13 protein-coding genes are annotated in these 13,805 nt (G+C 51.0%); 9 read left to right on the top strand and 4 right to left on the bottom strand.

What is annotated here, in order from left to right:
- The first annotated feature begins 28 nt into the window (after positions 1–28).
- The gene (locus tag QWY27_RS10725; protein WP_290197522.1) at positions 29–2,323 is read left to right on the top strand and encodes a heavy metal translocating P-type ATPase; all 2,295 of its coding nucleotides are present in this window, start codon (positions 29–31) and stop codon (positions 2,321–2,323) included.
- Positions 2,324–2,351: 28 nt separating this feature from the next.
- Here the strand turns inward: QWY27_RS10725 and QWY27_RS10720 are convergent, their stop codons facing one another.
- Together QWY27_RS10720 and QWY27_RS10715 are read right to left on the bottom strand one after the other, a co-directional pair.
- Entirely contained in the window at positions 2,352–2,924 is a 573-nt protein-coding gene (locus tag QWY27_RS10720) for a nitroreductase family protein (protein WP_290197519.1), read from the bottom strand.
- A gap of 89 nt (positions 2,925–3,013) precedes the next feature.
- The gene (locus QWY27_RS10715) at positions 3,014–3,217 is read right to left on the bottom strand and encodes a cold-shock protein (protein WP_028816786.1); all 204 of its coding nucleotides are present in this window, start codon (positions 3,215–3,217) and stop codon (positions 3,014–3,016) included.
- A gap of 344 nt (positions 3,218–3,561) precedes the next feature.
- Here QWY27_RS10715 and QWY27_RS10710 point away from each other — a divergent pair, with 344 nt between their 5' ends.
- Genes QWY27_RS10710 through QWY27_RS10690 form a run of 5 tightly spaced genes read left to right on the top strand, consistent with a single transcriptional unit; the run spans position 3,562 to position 8,365 of the window.
- The gene (locus QWY27_RS10710; protein ID WP_290197515.1) at positions 3,562–4,857 is read left to right on the top strand and encodes a D-amino acid dehydrogenase; all 1,296 of its coding nucleotides are present in this window, start codon (positions 3,562–3,564) and stop codon (positions 4,855–4,857) included.
- 37 nt (positions 4,858–4,894) lie between these two features.
- On the top strand, positions 4,895–5,983 hold the full coding sequence (gene alr, locus QWY27_RS10705) for an alanine racemase (RefSeq protein WP_290197513.1): 1,089 nt from the start codon (positions 4,895–4,897) through the stop codon (positions 5,981–5,983).
- 47 nt (positions 5,984–6,030) lie between these two features.
- The gene (xth, locus tag QWY27_RS10700; protein ID WP_290197511.1) at positions 6,031–6,810 is read left to right on the top strand and encodes an exodeoxyribonuclease III; all 780 of its coding nucleotides are present in this window, start codon (positions 6,031–6,033) and stop codon (positions 6,808–6,810) included.
- A 28-nt stretch (positions 6,811–6,838) separates the two neighbouring features.
- Entirely contained in the window at positions 6,839–7,708 is an 870-nt protein-coding gene (locus tag QWY27_RS10695) for a VOC family protein (RefSeq protein WP_290197509.1), read from the top strand.
- Positions 7,709–7,744: 36 nt separating this feature from the next.
- Entirely contained in the window at positions 7,745–8,365 is a 621-nt protein-coding gene (locus QWY27_RS10690) for a glutathione S-transferase family protein (RefSeq protein ID WP_290197506.1), read from the top strand.
- Here the strand turns inward: QWY27_RS10690 and QWY27_RS10685 are convergent.
- Positions 8,290–9,738, bottom strand: coding sequence for an MmgE/PrpD family protein (locus tag QWY27_RS10685; protein WP_290197505.1), 1,449 nt, complete (start codon positions 9,736–9,738; stop codon positions 8,290–8,292). The genes QWY27_RS10690 and QWY27_RS10685 overlap by 76 nt on opposite strands.
- Positions 9,739–9,983: 245 nt before the next feature.
- Here QWY27_RS10685 and QWY27_RS10680 point away from each other — a divergent pair, with 245 nt between their 5' ends.
- Positions 9,984–10,958: a Bug family tripartite tricarboxylate transporter substrate binding protein gene (locus QWY27_RS10680; protein WP_290197503.1), complete on the top strand. Its 975-nt coding sequence runs from the start codon at positions 9,984–9,986 to the stop codon at positions 10,956–10,958.
- A 4-nt stretch (positions 10,959–10,962) separates the two neighbouring features.
- Here QWY27_RS10680 and QWY27_RS10675 read toward each other — a convergent pair whose 3' ends face one another.
- Positions 10,963–11,649, bottom strand: coding sequence for a glutathione S-transferase N-terminal domain-containing protein (locus QWY27_RS10675; protein ID WP_290197501.1), 687 nt, complete (start codon positions 11,647–11,649; stop codon positions 10,963–10,965).
- Positions 11,650–11,815: 166 nt separating this feature from the next.
- Here QWY27_RS10675 and QWY27_RS10670 point away from each other — a divergent pair, with 166 nt between their 5' ends.
- A complete protein-coding gene (locus QWY27_RS10670; protein WP_290197500.1) occupies positions 11,816–12,613 on the top strand; it encodes an SDR family NAD(P)-dependent oxidoreductase in 798 nt (265 codons plus the stop codon).
- A 20-nt stretch (positions 12,614–12,633) separates the two neighbouring features.
- Entirely contained in the window at positions 12,634–13,800 is a 1,167-nt protein-coding gene (locus QWY27_RS10665; RefSeq protein ID WP_290197498.1) for an acetyl-CoA acetyltransferase, read from the top strand.
- The last annotated feature ends 5 nt before the right edge of the window (positions 13,801–13,805 follow it).

The raw sequence follows: 13,805 nt of genomic DNA, 5'->3' as shown, positions 1-13,805 counted from the left end.
GCTTAGAAAGCCTAGCAGTACGCACACTATGCTAGAGCAAAAATCAACTGGAACGATCGATCGCAATATTGAGCTTTCGATTAAAGGCATGACTTGTGCTTCGTGCGTACTCCGCGTTGAAAAAGCGCTCGCTGGCGTTCAAGGCGTGGCAAAAGCCAGTGTCAACCTCGCCACGCACCGTGCATCCCTTAGTTTTACACCATCTGTCAGCGATCCGCAGGCTTTAGTACCGGCGCTTGTTTTAGCAACTGAAAAAGCCGGCTATACCTCTACCCTGATTGATGGGGGACAAGCGACCGAACAAGCACTTGCCGAAGAGCAAAAACTTGAATCCAGTTCCCTGAATCAGTCATTTGTTTTAGCGCTTATCCTGACGCTGCCCGTATTTATCCTGGAGATGGGCTCTCACATGTCAGCGTGGATCCACCACTTGATCCACGACACGCTTGGCACGCAAATGAGTTGGTGGCTGCAAGCCGCGCTCACGACTCTGATTCTGCTTGGCCCTGGACGAGGTTTTTTTACAAAAGGATTTCCTGCGCTTTGGCGGCTGGGTCCTGATATGAACTCACTGGTTGCTCTTGGAGCATCAAGTGCCTGGCTGTACTCAATGGTGTCGACTTTTACACCAAGCTGGCTACCAGAGGGGACCCGCCACGTTTATTTTGAAGCGGCCGCAGTGATTGTGACTCTGATTTTGTTAGGACGCGTCTTGGAAATGCGTGCGCGGGGCAAAACCGGCACAGCCATCAAACATTTGATTGGCTTACAACCCAGACAAGCGCGTGTCATGCGCGATGGCGTTGCGACCGATGTTGACATCGACCAAGTCAAACCCGGAGATTTAATACTGGTACGGCCGGGTGAAAAAGTCGCCACGGACGGAGATATTACCGAGGGACAGCCTTACCTCGACGAGTCCATGATCACGGGCGAACCCATTCCTGTCAACAAGCATGTAGGCGACCGAGTCACTGCCGGCACACTGAATACAAGCAGCAGTTTTACCTATCGCACCACACACACAGGCGCTCAAACAGTATTGGCGCGAATTATTAAGATGGTAGAAAACGCCCAAGGCGCGAAGCTTCCCATCCAGGCAGTTGTTGATCGCGTCACTGCGCGATTCGTCCCTGCAATTATGCTTTGCGCCTTGCTCACCTTTCTGGTCTGGCTTATGTTTGGCCCGACCCCGAGCTTAGGCTACGCTCTGGTCAATGCTGTAGCGGTCCTCATCATCGCCTGTCCTTGCGCGATGGGACTGGCCACACCGACTTCGATCATGGTCGGCACAGGACGCGCGGCGGAGTTGGGCGTTTTATTTCGTCAGGGTGATGCCTTGCAAAGACTGCGCGATGTCACAGTCATCGCCTTTGACAAAACAGGGACCTTGACACAAGGCAAACCCAGTTTGACAGACCTTGTTGTCCTCGACCCGCATCACGATAGAGCCTCCGTGCTCGCTTGGACCGCTGCGATGCAGCTTCATTCTGAGCATCCAATCGCGCAAGCGATAGTTTCAGCGGCCAGTACAGAGAGACTGCCCTTGCCAGCTGCAAGGGACTTTATCGCTACGAGCGGCGCTGGAGTTGCTGCAACCGTCGCGAACAAAGCGCTTTTGTCAGGCGCGCAACATTTCATGCACGCACATGGCATCAGCACAGAGTCGCAAGTGGCGCTGACCGAGCAATGGGCTGCGCAAGGCAAGACCCCTATTTTCCTTGCAGTCGATGGCAAACTGACCGCGATGATGGCCGTTTCTGACCCAATAAAACCTAGTGCTGTCCTGGCCATCAAAGCGCTCAAAACACTTGGGCTGCGTACCGTGATGATTACAGGCGATCATCCACGCACGGCTCAGGCGGTCGCAAACCAGCTTGGTATTGATGAAGTGCACGCTCAAGTTTTGCCTGAGGGCAAAGTTAATCAATTACTTGAACTGCGCGCTCAAAAACAAATCATTGCATTTGTGGGCGATGGCATCAACGATGCACCTGCTCTGGCCACCGCGGATGTCGGCATTGCGATTGGAACGGGTACAGATGTCGCGATAGAAGCCGCATCCGTTGTCTTGATGTCAGATAATTTGATGGGTGTCGCCACAGCAGTCAAAATCTCGCGCAGCACACTTAAGAACATTCATCAAAACCTATTTTGGGCCTTCGCCTACAACGTGGCACTCGTACCTGTGGCAGCAGGCGTACTCTATCCCGCATTCGGTATTTTGTTATCGCCGGTTTTTGCTGCAGGCGCGATGGCCTGTTCGAGTGTGTTTGTTGTTATGAACGCGCTCAGACTTAAGCGCGTTCAAGCAGCGAGTTAGGTAAAAAAGCCCCCTGCTCGCAACAGGATCAAGGTTGCCAGGTTGTCGTGAACGCGACAGGATCTGGACGTTGCGCAGGGGGAAGTTTCACGCTTGGCGTACCGATTGCCAGAAAACCAACAAAACGATAGTCCAACGCGTCAAAACCAAGCGCCTCGGGTACTTCGTCTGTATAGGTACCTAAGCCCGTACTCCAATAGGTCGAAAAACCCATCATATGCGCAGCATTTTGGATATTCATGACAGCGGCACCCATTGAGAGCGTTTGCTCAATCTCAGGAACCTTATCATTGTCGTGAGAAATTTTATACGCCAACCCAATCAGCAAAGGCACAGAAGACAACCACTTCCGGGTGTTTTGCTCTTTTTGCTCAGTAATCTCGCGACCTGAGCGACGCGTCGCATCGATGGCCAAATCAGTGAAAGCGGGGATATTCTTTTGCTCGATCACTGCAAACCGCCAGGCTCGCAAAGCTGAGTGATCTGGGGCACAAACAGCGGCCGCTAGCAGTTGTTGAAGCTGCTCAGGACTTGGGCCAGGTGCGTGAACGAGTTTTTGTGAGCGACGCGAGGTGAGGAATTGAAGTGCTTCAACAGACATTTTTTTAACTCTTAAAAAAACCCTGCACCACTTTCGCGATACAGGGCTTATAGACAAGCGTCTGAGTCAACAGACGCGGTCAGAACAGATTACAGCACTTGAATGTTAGTCGCGCTTGGGCCTTTAGCGCCCTGACCAATTTCAAAGCTGACTTTCTGGTTTTCTTCGAGGGTCTTGTAACCGCTCGAGCGAATTTCAGAGTAGTGAGCGAACAAATCTTTGCCGCCGCCGTCAGGCATAATAAAACCGTAACCCTTTTCGGCATTGAACCACTTCACGACACCAGTTGCCATTTCGAACTTCCTTGATAAATATAAAAACGGGCAAAAACGCCCAACGTGCTAGATGATCAAGGAAGGGATAGACACCACTGCTTACCATTAAGGGCGACAGCCTAGGTACAAAAACCGCGTCGCTTGAGAATCTTGCCAGTTGAGTTTACGTGCGAAACAGGGCTTAGTCAAACTTTTCATGTAAGCAGAACAACAAATCGCTCAAATTGTCGTTTTTCTCTAGTCAATTGGAAAAAAAGCAACAAAAAAAGTGATTTATTTAATTTTTTTAAAAAAAATCAAAAAAAAACACTACCAAGGTATCACTAAACTTTCGTTATTCACTGAACAACGAGGTCCTGACCATGAAAGTAATCGTTTTAGGCGCTGGTGTTATCGGCACAACTACTGCGTACTACCTGGCTAAGGCGGGTGCTGAGGTGACTGTTGTGGATCGCCAGCCCTGCCCCGCCAATGAAACGAGCTTTGCCAATGCAGGTCAGGTTTCGCCTGGATACTCCTCTCCCTGGGCCGCACCAGGCATTCCTCTGAAAGCACTCAAGTGGATGTTCGAGGAACATGCACCTCTGGCGATTCGTCTGGATGGCAGTCTTTGGCAACTTAAGTGGATGGCCAGCATGCTGCGTCAATGCACAGCTCAACGCTATGTCATCAACAAAGAGCGCATGATGCGCGTGGCAGAGTACAGTCGTCACTGCCTGGATGCGCTGCGTGCAGAAACAGGCATCCAATATGAACAGCGCACCGCGGGCACATTGCAACTGTTTCGAACTCAGGCCCAATTTGAAGCGGCCGATCGCGACATCGAGGTTTTAAAAGAATGTGGCGTCCCGTACGAGCTACTCAAAAAACACGAACTCGTTGCCGTTGAACCAGGCTTAAAAAATTCAACAGATTTATTGGTCGGCGGCTTAAGGCTCCCAAATGACGAAACAGGCGACTGCAATCTTTTCACAACCCAACTCGCTGCAATGGCAGAGTCCTTGGGCGTGAAATTCCGCTTCGGCAAAGATATTCATCAACTGCTGAGTACGAACGACGAGGTCTCAGGTGTGCGAGTCGGCCAGGAAACGCTTGTCGCAGATCGATATGTTGTGGCCATGGGCAGCTATTCACGTGATTTGCTCAGCCCACTGAAAATCGATCTTCCTGTCTATCCTGTCAAAGGCTATTCGCTTACAGTACCCTTGGTTGATGAAACGCTTGCGCCTCAATCCACGGTGCTTGACGAGTCCTACAAAGTTGCCGTGACACGTTTTGATAACCGTATTCGTGTGGGTGGCATGGCTGAATTAAGCGGCTTTGATCTCAGGCTCAACCCAAAGCGACGTGCAACACTCGAAAAAGTCGTTACCGACCTGTTCCCCGGCGGAGATGTCAAGAAAGCCTCGTTCTGGACTGGCTTGCGCCCTATGACGCCAGACAGCACGCCTATCATCGGCGGCAGTCACCTTCGCAACCTCTTTATCAACACTGGACACGGCACGCTCGGCTGGACGATGGCCTGTGGATCGGGCAAGTTGATTGCGGACATCATGACTGGCAAAAGTCCAGAAATCAGCACCGAAGGTCTTGCGGTGAGTCGTTATCTTGCAGCACACTCTGGATTTGCTGCGCGCGCCATCGCACTACCCGCATAGGAGCCGCACACACTTATTTCGTAAATATGGCAGACGCATGACCAGACCCTCAAAAGCTTTAATCGATCTCGCGGCGTTACGCCAAAACTACCTGACAGCACGCAACCTTCACGGAGGGCGTGCTTTGGCTGTCGTTAAAGCAAATGCATATGGGCACGGAGCAGTGACCTGCGCACAAGCCCTTTCCAACACTGCGGATGGCTTTGCGGTGGCCGTCATGCAAGAAGCCCTTGAGTTAAGACTTGCAGGCATCACACTTCCTATCCTGGTGCTGGAGGGCTGTTTTGATGAGCAAGAACTCCTCGATGCACAAACACATCAAATTTGGGTAGCCGTGCACCAAACCTCCCAAATCGACATGCTGATGTCTTGCAAGCTACCTTTGGCAAGTATCCATGCTTGGTTAAAAGTGGACTCAGGCATGCATCGCGCTGGATTCGCGCTGGGTGATGTCTCCGAGGCCCATAAAAGATTATCAGCATGCCCTGCTGTTTCATCCGTGACATTGATGTCGCATTTTGCCCGTGCGGACGAACCTGCAGAACAGGCGACTCGCCAACAAATAGAGGCTTTCGAACAGGCCACTCATCATCTGCCAGGCGAGCGTAGTCTCTGCAACTCTGCGGGCGTATTGGCATGGCCAACTGCCTGGCGGGATTGGTCCCGGCCCGGTGTGCTCTTGTATGGTGCCAATCCTTTACCAGACTCATACGTGGCACAGCATCCGGAACAAAACCTCACCCCAGTCATGACGCTACAGAGCGAGGTATTTGCGGTCAGAATGATCCAGCCCGGTGAGGCGCTGGGCTATGGTGGCACATTTGTCGCTGATCGACCCACTCGCGTTGGACTTGTGGCAATTGGCTATGCGGATGGCTATCCTCGTGGTGCAACAACCGGCACGCCACTCACCGTAGACGGTCAGGCCTCCAGAATCATTGGTCGAGTCTCCATGGATATGCTCACGGTCGATTTAACAGACCTCCCGACAAGTGGGATTGGTAGCACGGTTGAACTCTGGGGCAGACAAGTCGACATCAATCAAGTCGCTCAACGTGCGAATACGATTGCTTACGAACTGCTCTGCAATGTAAAACGCGTTCAACGCGTCTATACGGGGCAATAGCAGTTTAGAATCTGGCTCATCGGGTTTTAGCCTTACTAGACTGTGCCATGCAACTCGCTACCTGGAACGTTAATTCCCTTAAAGTTCGTTTGCCTCACGTACTTGACTGGCTATCCAGCAATCCAGTCGACGCGCTTTGTTTGCAGGAACTCAAACTCGATCACGACAAGTTTCCGCTAGATGCTTTTACCGAGATTGGCTACCACGCCGCATGGGCCGGACAAAAAACCTACAACGGTGTGGCCGTGATTTCTCGCCAACCTGGCGATCAAGTCATTCGCAACATACCTGGTTTTGAGGATCCTCAACAGCGTGTGGTAGCTGTCACCTTACCCTTTGGTGAAAAGCATATCCGCGTTGTGTGTGCCTACTGCCCAAATGGACAGGCTGTAGGGAGTGAAAAATATGCCTATAAGCTCTCATGGTTTAAAGCGTTTGAGCAGTGGTTGGCGCAAGAAAAAACGCAATACGAATATGTCACTGTTTTAGGCGACTACAACATCGCTCCCGCGGACGAAGATGTTCACGATCCGGCGAAATGGGAAGGTCAAATTCTGGTGTCGCCTGCCGAGCGCGCCGCCCTTGAGTCTCTGTTTAAGCTGGATTTTCACGATGCGTTTAGGCTTTTTGAGCAAGCACCAAAATCCTTTAGTTGGTGGGACTACAGAATGAATGGTTTTAAGCGCAATGCGGGCTTACGAATCGATCATGTTTTGCTTTCAGGCTCTTTAGTGCCGCATTGCACCGCCTGCGTCATCGACAAAGCACCGCGTGCGCTTGAGCAGCCGTCCGATCATGCTCCTGTGATTGCAACCTTGAAAATATGAACCCACTGACTGTCAAGACGCACCGATTATGACGACCTCCCTCGCCTTAGCGCTAGACCATACCGTGATTAATGTCCACTTTGACATGGATCACGCCCAAGCCATTTTTGAGTCCCTCGGTTTTCAACTCACACCCCGCGGACGTCATTCTCTAGGCTCCATCAATCATCTGATTGTTCTTCAGGATGACTATGTGGAAATTGTCGGCTTACCAACCGACACAAAGGTCTTACGCCAAGAGGTGCTTGAGAGCCCGGTCGGTATCGATGGTTTAGTTTTTCAGACGCAAGACGCCGATCAAACCTATAAAAAGTTACAAAAGGAAAACCTCTCCGTTCAGCCTGTCCAGGCTTTTTCGCGACCGGTTGAACTCGATGGCTCGACCTACTCTGCCAGTTTTCGTACGACACGTTTTGCTACGGGGACATATCCTGCTGGTCGAGTGTATTTCTGCCAACACCTGACACCCGAGCTTGTTTGGCGCAAGCAGTGGCAATCACACCCAAACAACGTGATACGCACAACGGGTTTTTTGATCGTTGCCGACAATCCAAACGCAGAAGCAAAAAAGTATCTTGCAGCATCTGGCGGTCGTTTGAAGACTGGACAACGTGGGGAGTATCGTATTGCAGGCCAACATTACGAGCTCGTTTTTGTGACGCCTTCAGATTATCACGAATGCTACGGAGCACTCGCCTGCAAAAATGAAGAGACCAAACAAGGAAAACGAGAGAGTTTTTTTGGTGCGATTGCTTTGAAAACGCACGATCTCGATCGCGTCAGAGCGCGCGTCACGCTGACTAAAAAACGCTACCCCGAAGTACTTGTTCGTGAGCAAAATAATCGAATCTCTGTCTCATTACCCGGCTTCAATGCTTTGATTGATTTTATTGAATAAAAATTAAGCCGATCGACCAATTAAAAGGATATGAACATGTTACGCATCTGGGGACGCATTACCTCAATCAACGTTCGCAAGGCCGTTTGGACCGCGCAAGAACTTGGTCTTGAATTTGAACGTATTGATGCAGGGGGTGCCTTTGGCGTAACGAAAACACCCGAATACATCGCGATGAATCCAAACTCGGTCGTTCCCACGCTAGTGGATGGAGACTTCACCCTGTGGGAATCAAATGTCATCGTGCGCTACCTTTGCGCAAAACACTCTTTGGGCCATTTGTACCCTACCGATTTAAAAGAGAGGTTTAATGCGGAACGCTGGATGGACTGGCAGCAAACAACGTTTAGCCCCTCGGGTCGCGATGCCTTCTGGCAACTGATCCGTGTGCCCGAGGCTGAGCGCGATATGAAAAAAATAGAAGCGTCAATCACCGGCACTGAAATCTTGCTGGATCGCTTCGAAGCGCATATGAGCACGACTGAGTATGTTGGCGGTAATAAACTGACCATGGCGGACATCCCAATGGCCTGCGAAATTCATCGCTGGTTTGGCCTCAACCTGCCCTCCAAGCCCCGGCCTTATATCGAGGCTTGGTATGCAAAGATGCTTGCGCGCCCGGGTTCTAAAAACGTTTTTACCTTGCCACTCGCATAAGAGGCGTCCGACCGCCCCGTCAGCACAGCGATTAACGCACTGACGGGCAGATGATCCAGGCCAAAGCAACTGTGTGCCAATTCATGCGCCGACACGGAGTGTCTTCCGTACTTGCAACAATCGAGTCCTTTTTCAATCAAGGCTGAATCGCTTAGTGGCAGTTGCGCACTTCCACGTAACTGATCCACGCGTTTTTCGATAAGGTGTCCATCACAGAGCGTGATACGGATATTCGCCCATCGAGGAAACATGGGCGGATCTCCCTCGGTTACGTGCACTTTTGATAGAAAGGCCTGTACTGCCGGTCGTTGAACAGCATCATCCTCAAAACTGCTCAGCAAGACGGCACGATCCATCAAAGCGGACGTCACAGCATATTGCATGCTGAACTTGGCTTCCAAACCAGTTTGCGGATGACTGTAAATCAACGGTACGGTTGCACGATAATTTGTTTGAATATCAATACGCTCGATACTCTCAAGCGTCAGCGCATGCTCATCCAAAATATCCAACAATCCATCTATTGTGCGATGTGTCGCGTAACAAAGCGGATATTTTTTGATTTCGATTCCACTTCGCTCCAACTCTAAAGGCAAGTGTCCCAGATCATCCAATTGTGGATGAATATCCAGACCCTGCGCGTAAAGAGCTGTATAACCTTGCTTGCCATCTATTGCCTGAGCGGAAGCATCAAAGCCCAGTTCAGCTAAACAAACCGATCGCAACGCCACTGCATTGGCTTGCCCTGCCTGTAAGGGCTTGGACATCGTGCCAAAATTTTGCCTGGTTCCTGCAATCTGCGATACCGTGATACCAAGCGCGTGAACGATTTGCGCCTGATCGAGTTTAAGCAAATAGCTGCACGCGGCAGTCGCACCAAAACTCGCAATTGACGCAGTTGAATGCCAACCCTTTGCATAATGATCATCCACCATCGCGCGGGCCAAACGCAGCGTCACCTCAAAGCCCACCACATAGGCGTCGATGATCTCTCGCCCCTGAGCGCCAATACTCTCCCCCAAAGCCAACAATGCAGGAATAATCGCGACGGTGGGATGCCCCCTGAGCGGTGAGGAAACATCATCAAAATCCAACGCATGCCCAGTCGTGCCATTCACCAATGCCGCCATCTCAATGGACAACCGATCCCCTGTCGCCCAAACCGTCCCCATTCGAGGCCCAGTGTGTCCTTGAGCATATTTCAAACTCAGGAGCGAGGCTGGCTCGCGTGAACCAGCGATTGCGCATATCAGCGTGTCATACACGGCGCGGGTGGCAATGTGGCGCAATTCGGGAGAAATACTGGCGGGATTGAAATTGACGACAAACGAAGCTATTTTTTCGCTCGCACTTGGCAGGATATTTGATCCCATGTTCTGTCTCCGATTATTTTTCTTGGTAGATACCCGCATATTCTGTAACTGATTAAAGGACATCGGGGCTTAGATTCTGAGTTTTTCCACATCACGGAACAAAGTCCCTGCAAAATATCCACCACACTAGCCCTGCAGGTTGTTATTAGGCATACTTTGCAAGGTCCAAAAAATGACCATTCAGCATGAGACGAAAACAGCGTCTTTAGTCTCAGTGATAAACAGATCAAAAATCGGAGCAGACAATGTCATTGATGAAATACACAGCGCGCGTCGCAACCATCGCACTTGCAGCACTGGTCTCACATCCCGCGATCTCTCAGACTTACCCAAGCCGGGACATCACTTTTATCGTGCCTTACGCACCCGGTGGATCGACAGATCCCATTTCAAGACAGTTTGCCGGACAGCTTGCAAAAGAGCTTAACGCCACAATCAATGTCGAAAACAAACCTGGAGGCTCAGCGACTATTGGTACTGGGCAAGTGATACGTTCAAAACCAGACGGCTATACGATTGGACTGACTTCGAATAGCGTATTGGCCTATCAACCCTTGGTCAACAAAGCATTGACTTGGAAGAGCCCCGATGACTATCAGTCCATTGTGTCACTTGTCGATTTGCCTGCCATCATCACAGTTAAAGCAGACTCGCCCTACAAAACTTTTGAAGATCTGGTTGAAGCCGCCAGAAAAAATCCGGGGAAAATCCGTGTGGCAGTTTCTGGCTACCGCACAGCACCTGACTTGGTCATTCAAGAGCTCAACAAGGTGGCAAAAATCAGATTGACAACTGTTCCCTTTACCGGAGGTGGGGGTGAGGCTTTAGTGGCCTTGTTGGGTGGTCGCGTAGAGGCTGTCTCAGGATATGCGCCAACCGTACGTTCCCATGTGGATGCCGGGACTGTACGTGTACTCGCAGCCTTTTCGAAAGAAAAATACGCTCAATTTCCTAATGCCCAATCTGTCGTTCAGGCAGGCTATAACGTCACGCTTCCCGCAGACTACGGAATCGTCGGTCCGAAAGGCATGCCAAAAGATGTCTTGGACAAACTCGTCACAGCCTCCCTTAAAGTTGCCAACAGTAAAGAGTTTGCGGATTTCGCCACCAGAATGGGCTTGATCCTGGATGTCCGAGATCCAAAGGGAATGGATCAGGAAATGATCGAGTACAAAAAAACCTTCTCAGACCTGATTGAGTTTATGAATAAAAAAGAGTGACACCCTAGTATGCAGGGGCAGCCAACGCCAGCCCGTCAAAAGCATGAAGCATTCTGGTTCGCCAATGGGCCACTGGATCGTCTTGAGCCAACAACTCGAAGTCACTGATACAGCGTGCCCATTGAAACTGACCAAACAAGGCGTAATCCGCATAAAGTGGCGTTTCACCGCCGAAAAACGGCTGTGTTTTGAGAACCGCGCGCAAAGGGTACAGGCTGTCCCTGAAAACAGGTAATTGCGCGTCTCTATTTTTGACAACCTCTTCGAGCTTCATGCCGAGACGTTTTTCTCTAGAATCCCTAAAATATTCTTTATCCCGCTCGTCCAAATGCTTGTAAATGTCCATCAATACCAGACGAACGATTTGCGCACTCTGAAAATCACCAAGTGTTGAATACAGGTAACTCAGCGCCCGCCCCTCAGCGCTCGTAAAAAGCGAGGGATGGCCGGGGAACTGTTCCTCAAGGTAGTTTGCGATCACCCAGGAGTCAGAGATCCATCTATCGTTATGTACCAAGACAGGCACTTTGCCCTGTCCGCTTGGGGACAAGACATCTTTTTGATGAAACCTCCAGGGAATAACCTCCGCCTCAAGCCCTTTGTGAGCCAGAGCCATACGGATCCTCCAACAGTAGGGACTAAAACGGCGATCGGGCTGTGCGCCCGCCAAATCGTAAAGTTTCAGGATCATAGAGTACTCCCTTTATTAAATTGACTTGTATAGTGGGAAAGCTTGATTCTCTAATACTGAACAACAATAAAACCGTCTAGCGCGCATAAACCTATGAAAATTTAATCTTACTTTAGCGCGATTTGGTAAAGTCTGAAACTATTCATGTTTTCCTCTGGAGCCACTCTTGTCTTCTCATCTCTCATCGAGTCCTGTCGCCATCGTAACTGGCGGTGCACGTGGAATTGGACTCGCGATCGCCAAATGGTTTCTCGAACGTGACTACCGCGTCGCGCTGCTGGACATCGAAGCCGCCACACTCAAAGCAACAGAGTCTGAACTCGGAGCGCCTTCACGCGTGATGGCTCTGACTTGCGATATTTCAAAGCCAGACCAGGTCCAGACTGCGATTGATCTCGTCGCAGCGAAATTTGGACGGATCGATTCGCTTGTCAATAATGCTGGCGTAGCAGTCTTCAAGCCTCTAGGTGAAACGTCTTTCGAAGAGTTTCGTTACGTCATGAGTACCAATCTTGATGGTGCGTTTCTGTGCTCACAAGCCTGTATTCCGTACATGAAAAAAAATGGTAGTGGTTCAATCGTGAATATCGCATCCATTTCGGGTTTGCGCGCCAGCACCTTGCGCGTCGCCTATGGCACGAGCAAAGCGGCCATCATCCATCTCACCAAACAACAGGCCGTCGAACTCGGCACGATCGGTATTCGCTCGAACGTTGTCGCACCAGGTCCCGTCGACACGGAAATGGCCAAACTCGTCCATAGCGTGGCGATCCGCTCTGACTACTACGACACCATTCCAATGAATCGCTATGGCACGCCAGAGGAAATTGCTGAAGCTGTCGGTTTTCTGTGCAGCCCTGCCGCCTCGTTTATCAACGGCCAGTGCATCGCAGTCGATGGCGGCTTTGACGCATCGGGCGTGGGCATCCCGACACTCAGAAAAAGTCAAACAGGATCTATTTAAGATCCTCCCAGGAGACAACAATGAAACATCCGTATATCGTCGGCTGGGGCCACACCCCCTTTGGCAAACTCGACAATGTTGATTTTGATCAGATGATTCGCGAGGCCGCACTGCCGGCCATTGCCAGCGCAGGCCTTGAGCCGGGCGACATTGATGGTATTTTCGTAGGTCACTTCAATGCCGGGTTTGTGCAGCAAGACTTCAGCGGTGCCCTCATTGGCATCGCCATTCCAGAGTTTCGACATGTACCCTCCGTGCGCCTGGAAAATGCTTGCGCCACAGGATCGGCCGCCATCTGGGCGGCACTTGACGCGCTGGCCAGTGGACGAATCAAACGCGCACTTGTCATCGGCATGGAAAAAATGAACACTCTGCCAAATAAAGAAATTGGCGAAATCTTGCTCAAAGCCTCCTACGTCAAAGAAGAAGGACATACGGAGGGTGGTTTCGCAGGTGTGTTTGGACAAATCGCGAGCCAGTATTTCGAACGATTTGGCGATCAGTCTGATGCGCTCGCTGCGATTTCCTCAAAAAATCACTCAAACGGCATGCACAACCCTTATGCGCATATGCGTCGCGATCTGGGTTTTGATTTCTGTCGCAACGTCTCAGATAAAAATCCCTTTGTCGCAGGACCACTCAAGCGCTCTGACTGCTCGCTTGTTTCAGATGGCGCAGCAGCGCTTGTTTTGTCGAACGAAACCCTTTCGGGCGCAAAAGTTCCGGCTGTGCGTTGGCGCTCAAGAACACACGTCAATGAGTTCCTCCCCCTTTCGCGTCGCGATGCGACACGCTTTGAAGGCGCGGCACTCGCATGGCAAAAAGGTCTGCACGATGCTGGCGCATCGCTTGGTGATCTAAAGTTTGTCGAAACGCATGACTGCTTCACGATCGCCGAGATGCTTGAATACGAAGCCATGGGACTCGCTCCACACGGTCAAGGTGCACGTGTCATTCTAGACGGCGTCACCACTAAAGAGGGTAAGCTGCCCGTCAATCCTTCTGGGGGACTGAAATCTCGCGGTCACCCCATCGGGGCGACAGGTGTCTCGCAACACGTCATGGCAGCCATGCAGCTTTCAGGCACGGCCGGTGATATGCAGATTCCGAACGCACAGACTGGAGCAGTTTTCAACATGGGCGGGGCAGCTGTCGCCAACTACCTGAGCGTGCTGGAGTCCACGTGAACGCT

This window comes from Zwartia vadi (assembly GCF_030410375.1).
In the GTDB taxonomy this organism is placed as follows: Bacteria; Pseudomonadota; Gammaproteobacteria; order Burkholderiales; family Burkholderiaceae_B; genus Zwartia; species Zwartia vadi.
This window is presented reverse-complemented; position numbering and strand designations above follow the sequence as displayed.

Coding starts and splice junctions, on each gene's coding strand:
- QWY27_RS10725 (WP_290197522.1), top strand. CDS start 29: ATGCTAGAGCAAAAATCAACTGGAACGATCGATCGCAATATTGAGCTT.
- QWY27_RS10720 (WP_290197519.1), bottom strand. CDS start 2,924: ATGTCTGTTGAAGCACTTCAATTCCTCACCTCGCGTCGCTCACAAAAA.
- QWY27_RS10715 (WP_028816786.1), bottom strand. CDS start 3,217: ATGGCAACTGGTGTCGTGAAGTGGTTCAATGCCGAAAAGGGTTACGGT.
- QWY27_RS10710 (WP_290197515.1), top strand. CDS start 3,562: ATGAAAGTAATCGTTTTAGGCGCTGGTGTTATCGGCACAACTACTGCG.
- alr (WP_290197513.1), top strand. CDS start 4,895: ATGACCAGACCCTCAAAAGCTTTAATCGATCTCGCGGCGTTACGCCAA.
- xth (WP_290197511.1), top strand. CDS start 6,031: ATGCAACTCGCTACCTGGAACGTTAATTCCCTTAAAGTTCGTTTGCCT.
- QWY27_RS10695 (WP_290197509.1), top strand. CDS start 6,839: ATGACGACCTCCCTCGCCTTAGCGCTAGACCATACCGTGATTAATGTC.
- QWY27_RS10690 (WP_290197506.1), top strand. CDS start 7,745: ATGTTACGCATCTGGGGACGCATTACCTCAATCAACGTTCGCAAGGCC.
- QWY27_RS10685 (WP_290197505.1), bottom strand. CDS start 9,738: ATGGGATCAAATATCCTGCCAAGTGCGAGCGAAAAAATAGCTTCGTTT.
- QWY27_RS10680 (WP_290197503.1), top strand. CDS start 9,984: ATGTCATTGATGAAATACACAGCGCGCGTCGCAACCATCGCACTTGCA.
- QWY27_RS10675 (WP_290197501.1), bottom strand. CDS start 11,649: ATGATCCTGAAACTTTACGATTTGGCGGGCGCACAGCCCGATCGCCGT.
- QWY27_RS10665 (WP_290197498.1), top strand. CDS start 12,634: ATGAAACATCCGTATATCGTCGGCTGGGGCCACACCCCCTTTGGCAAA.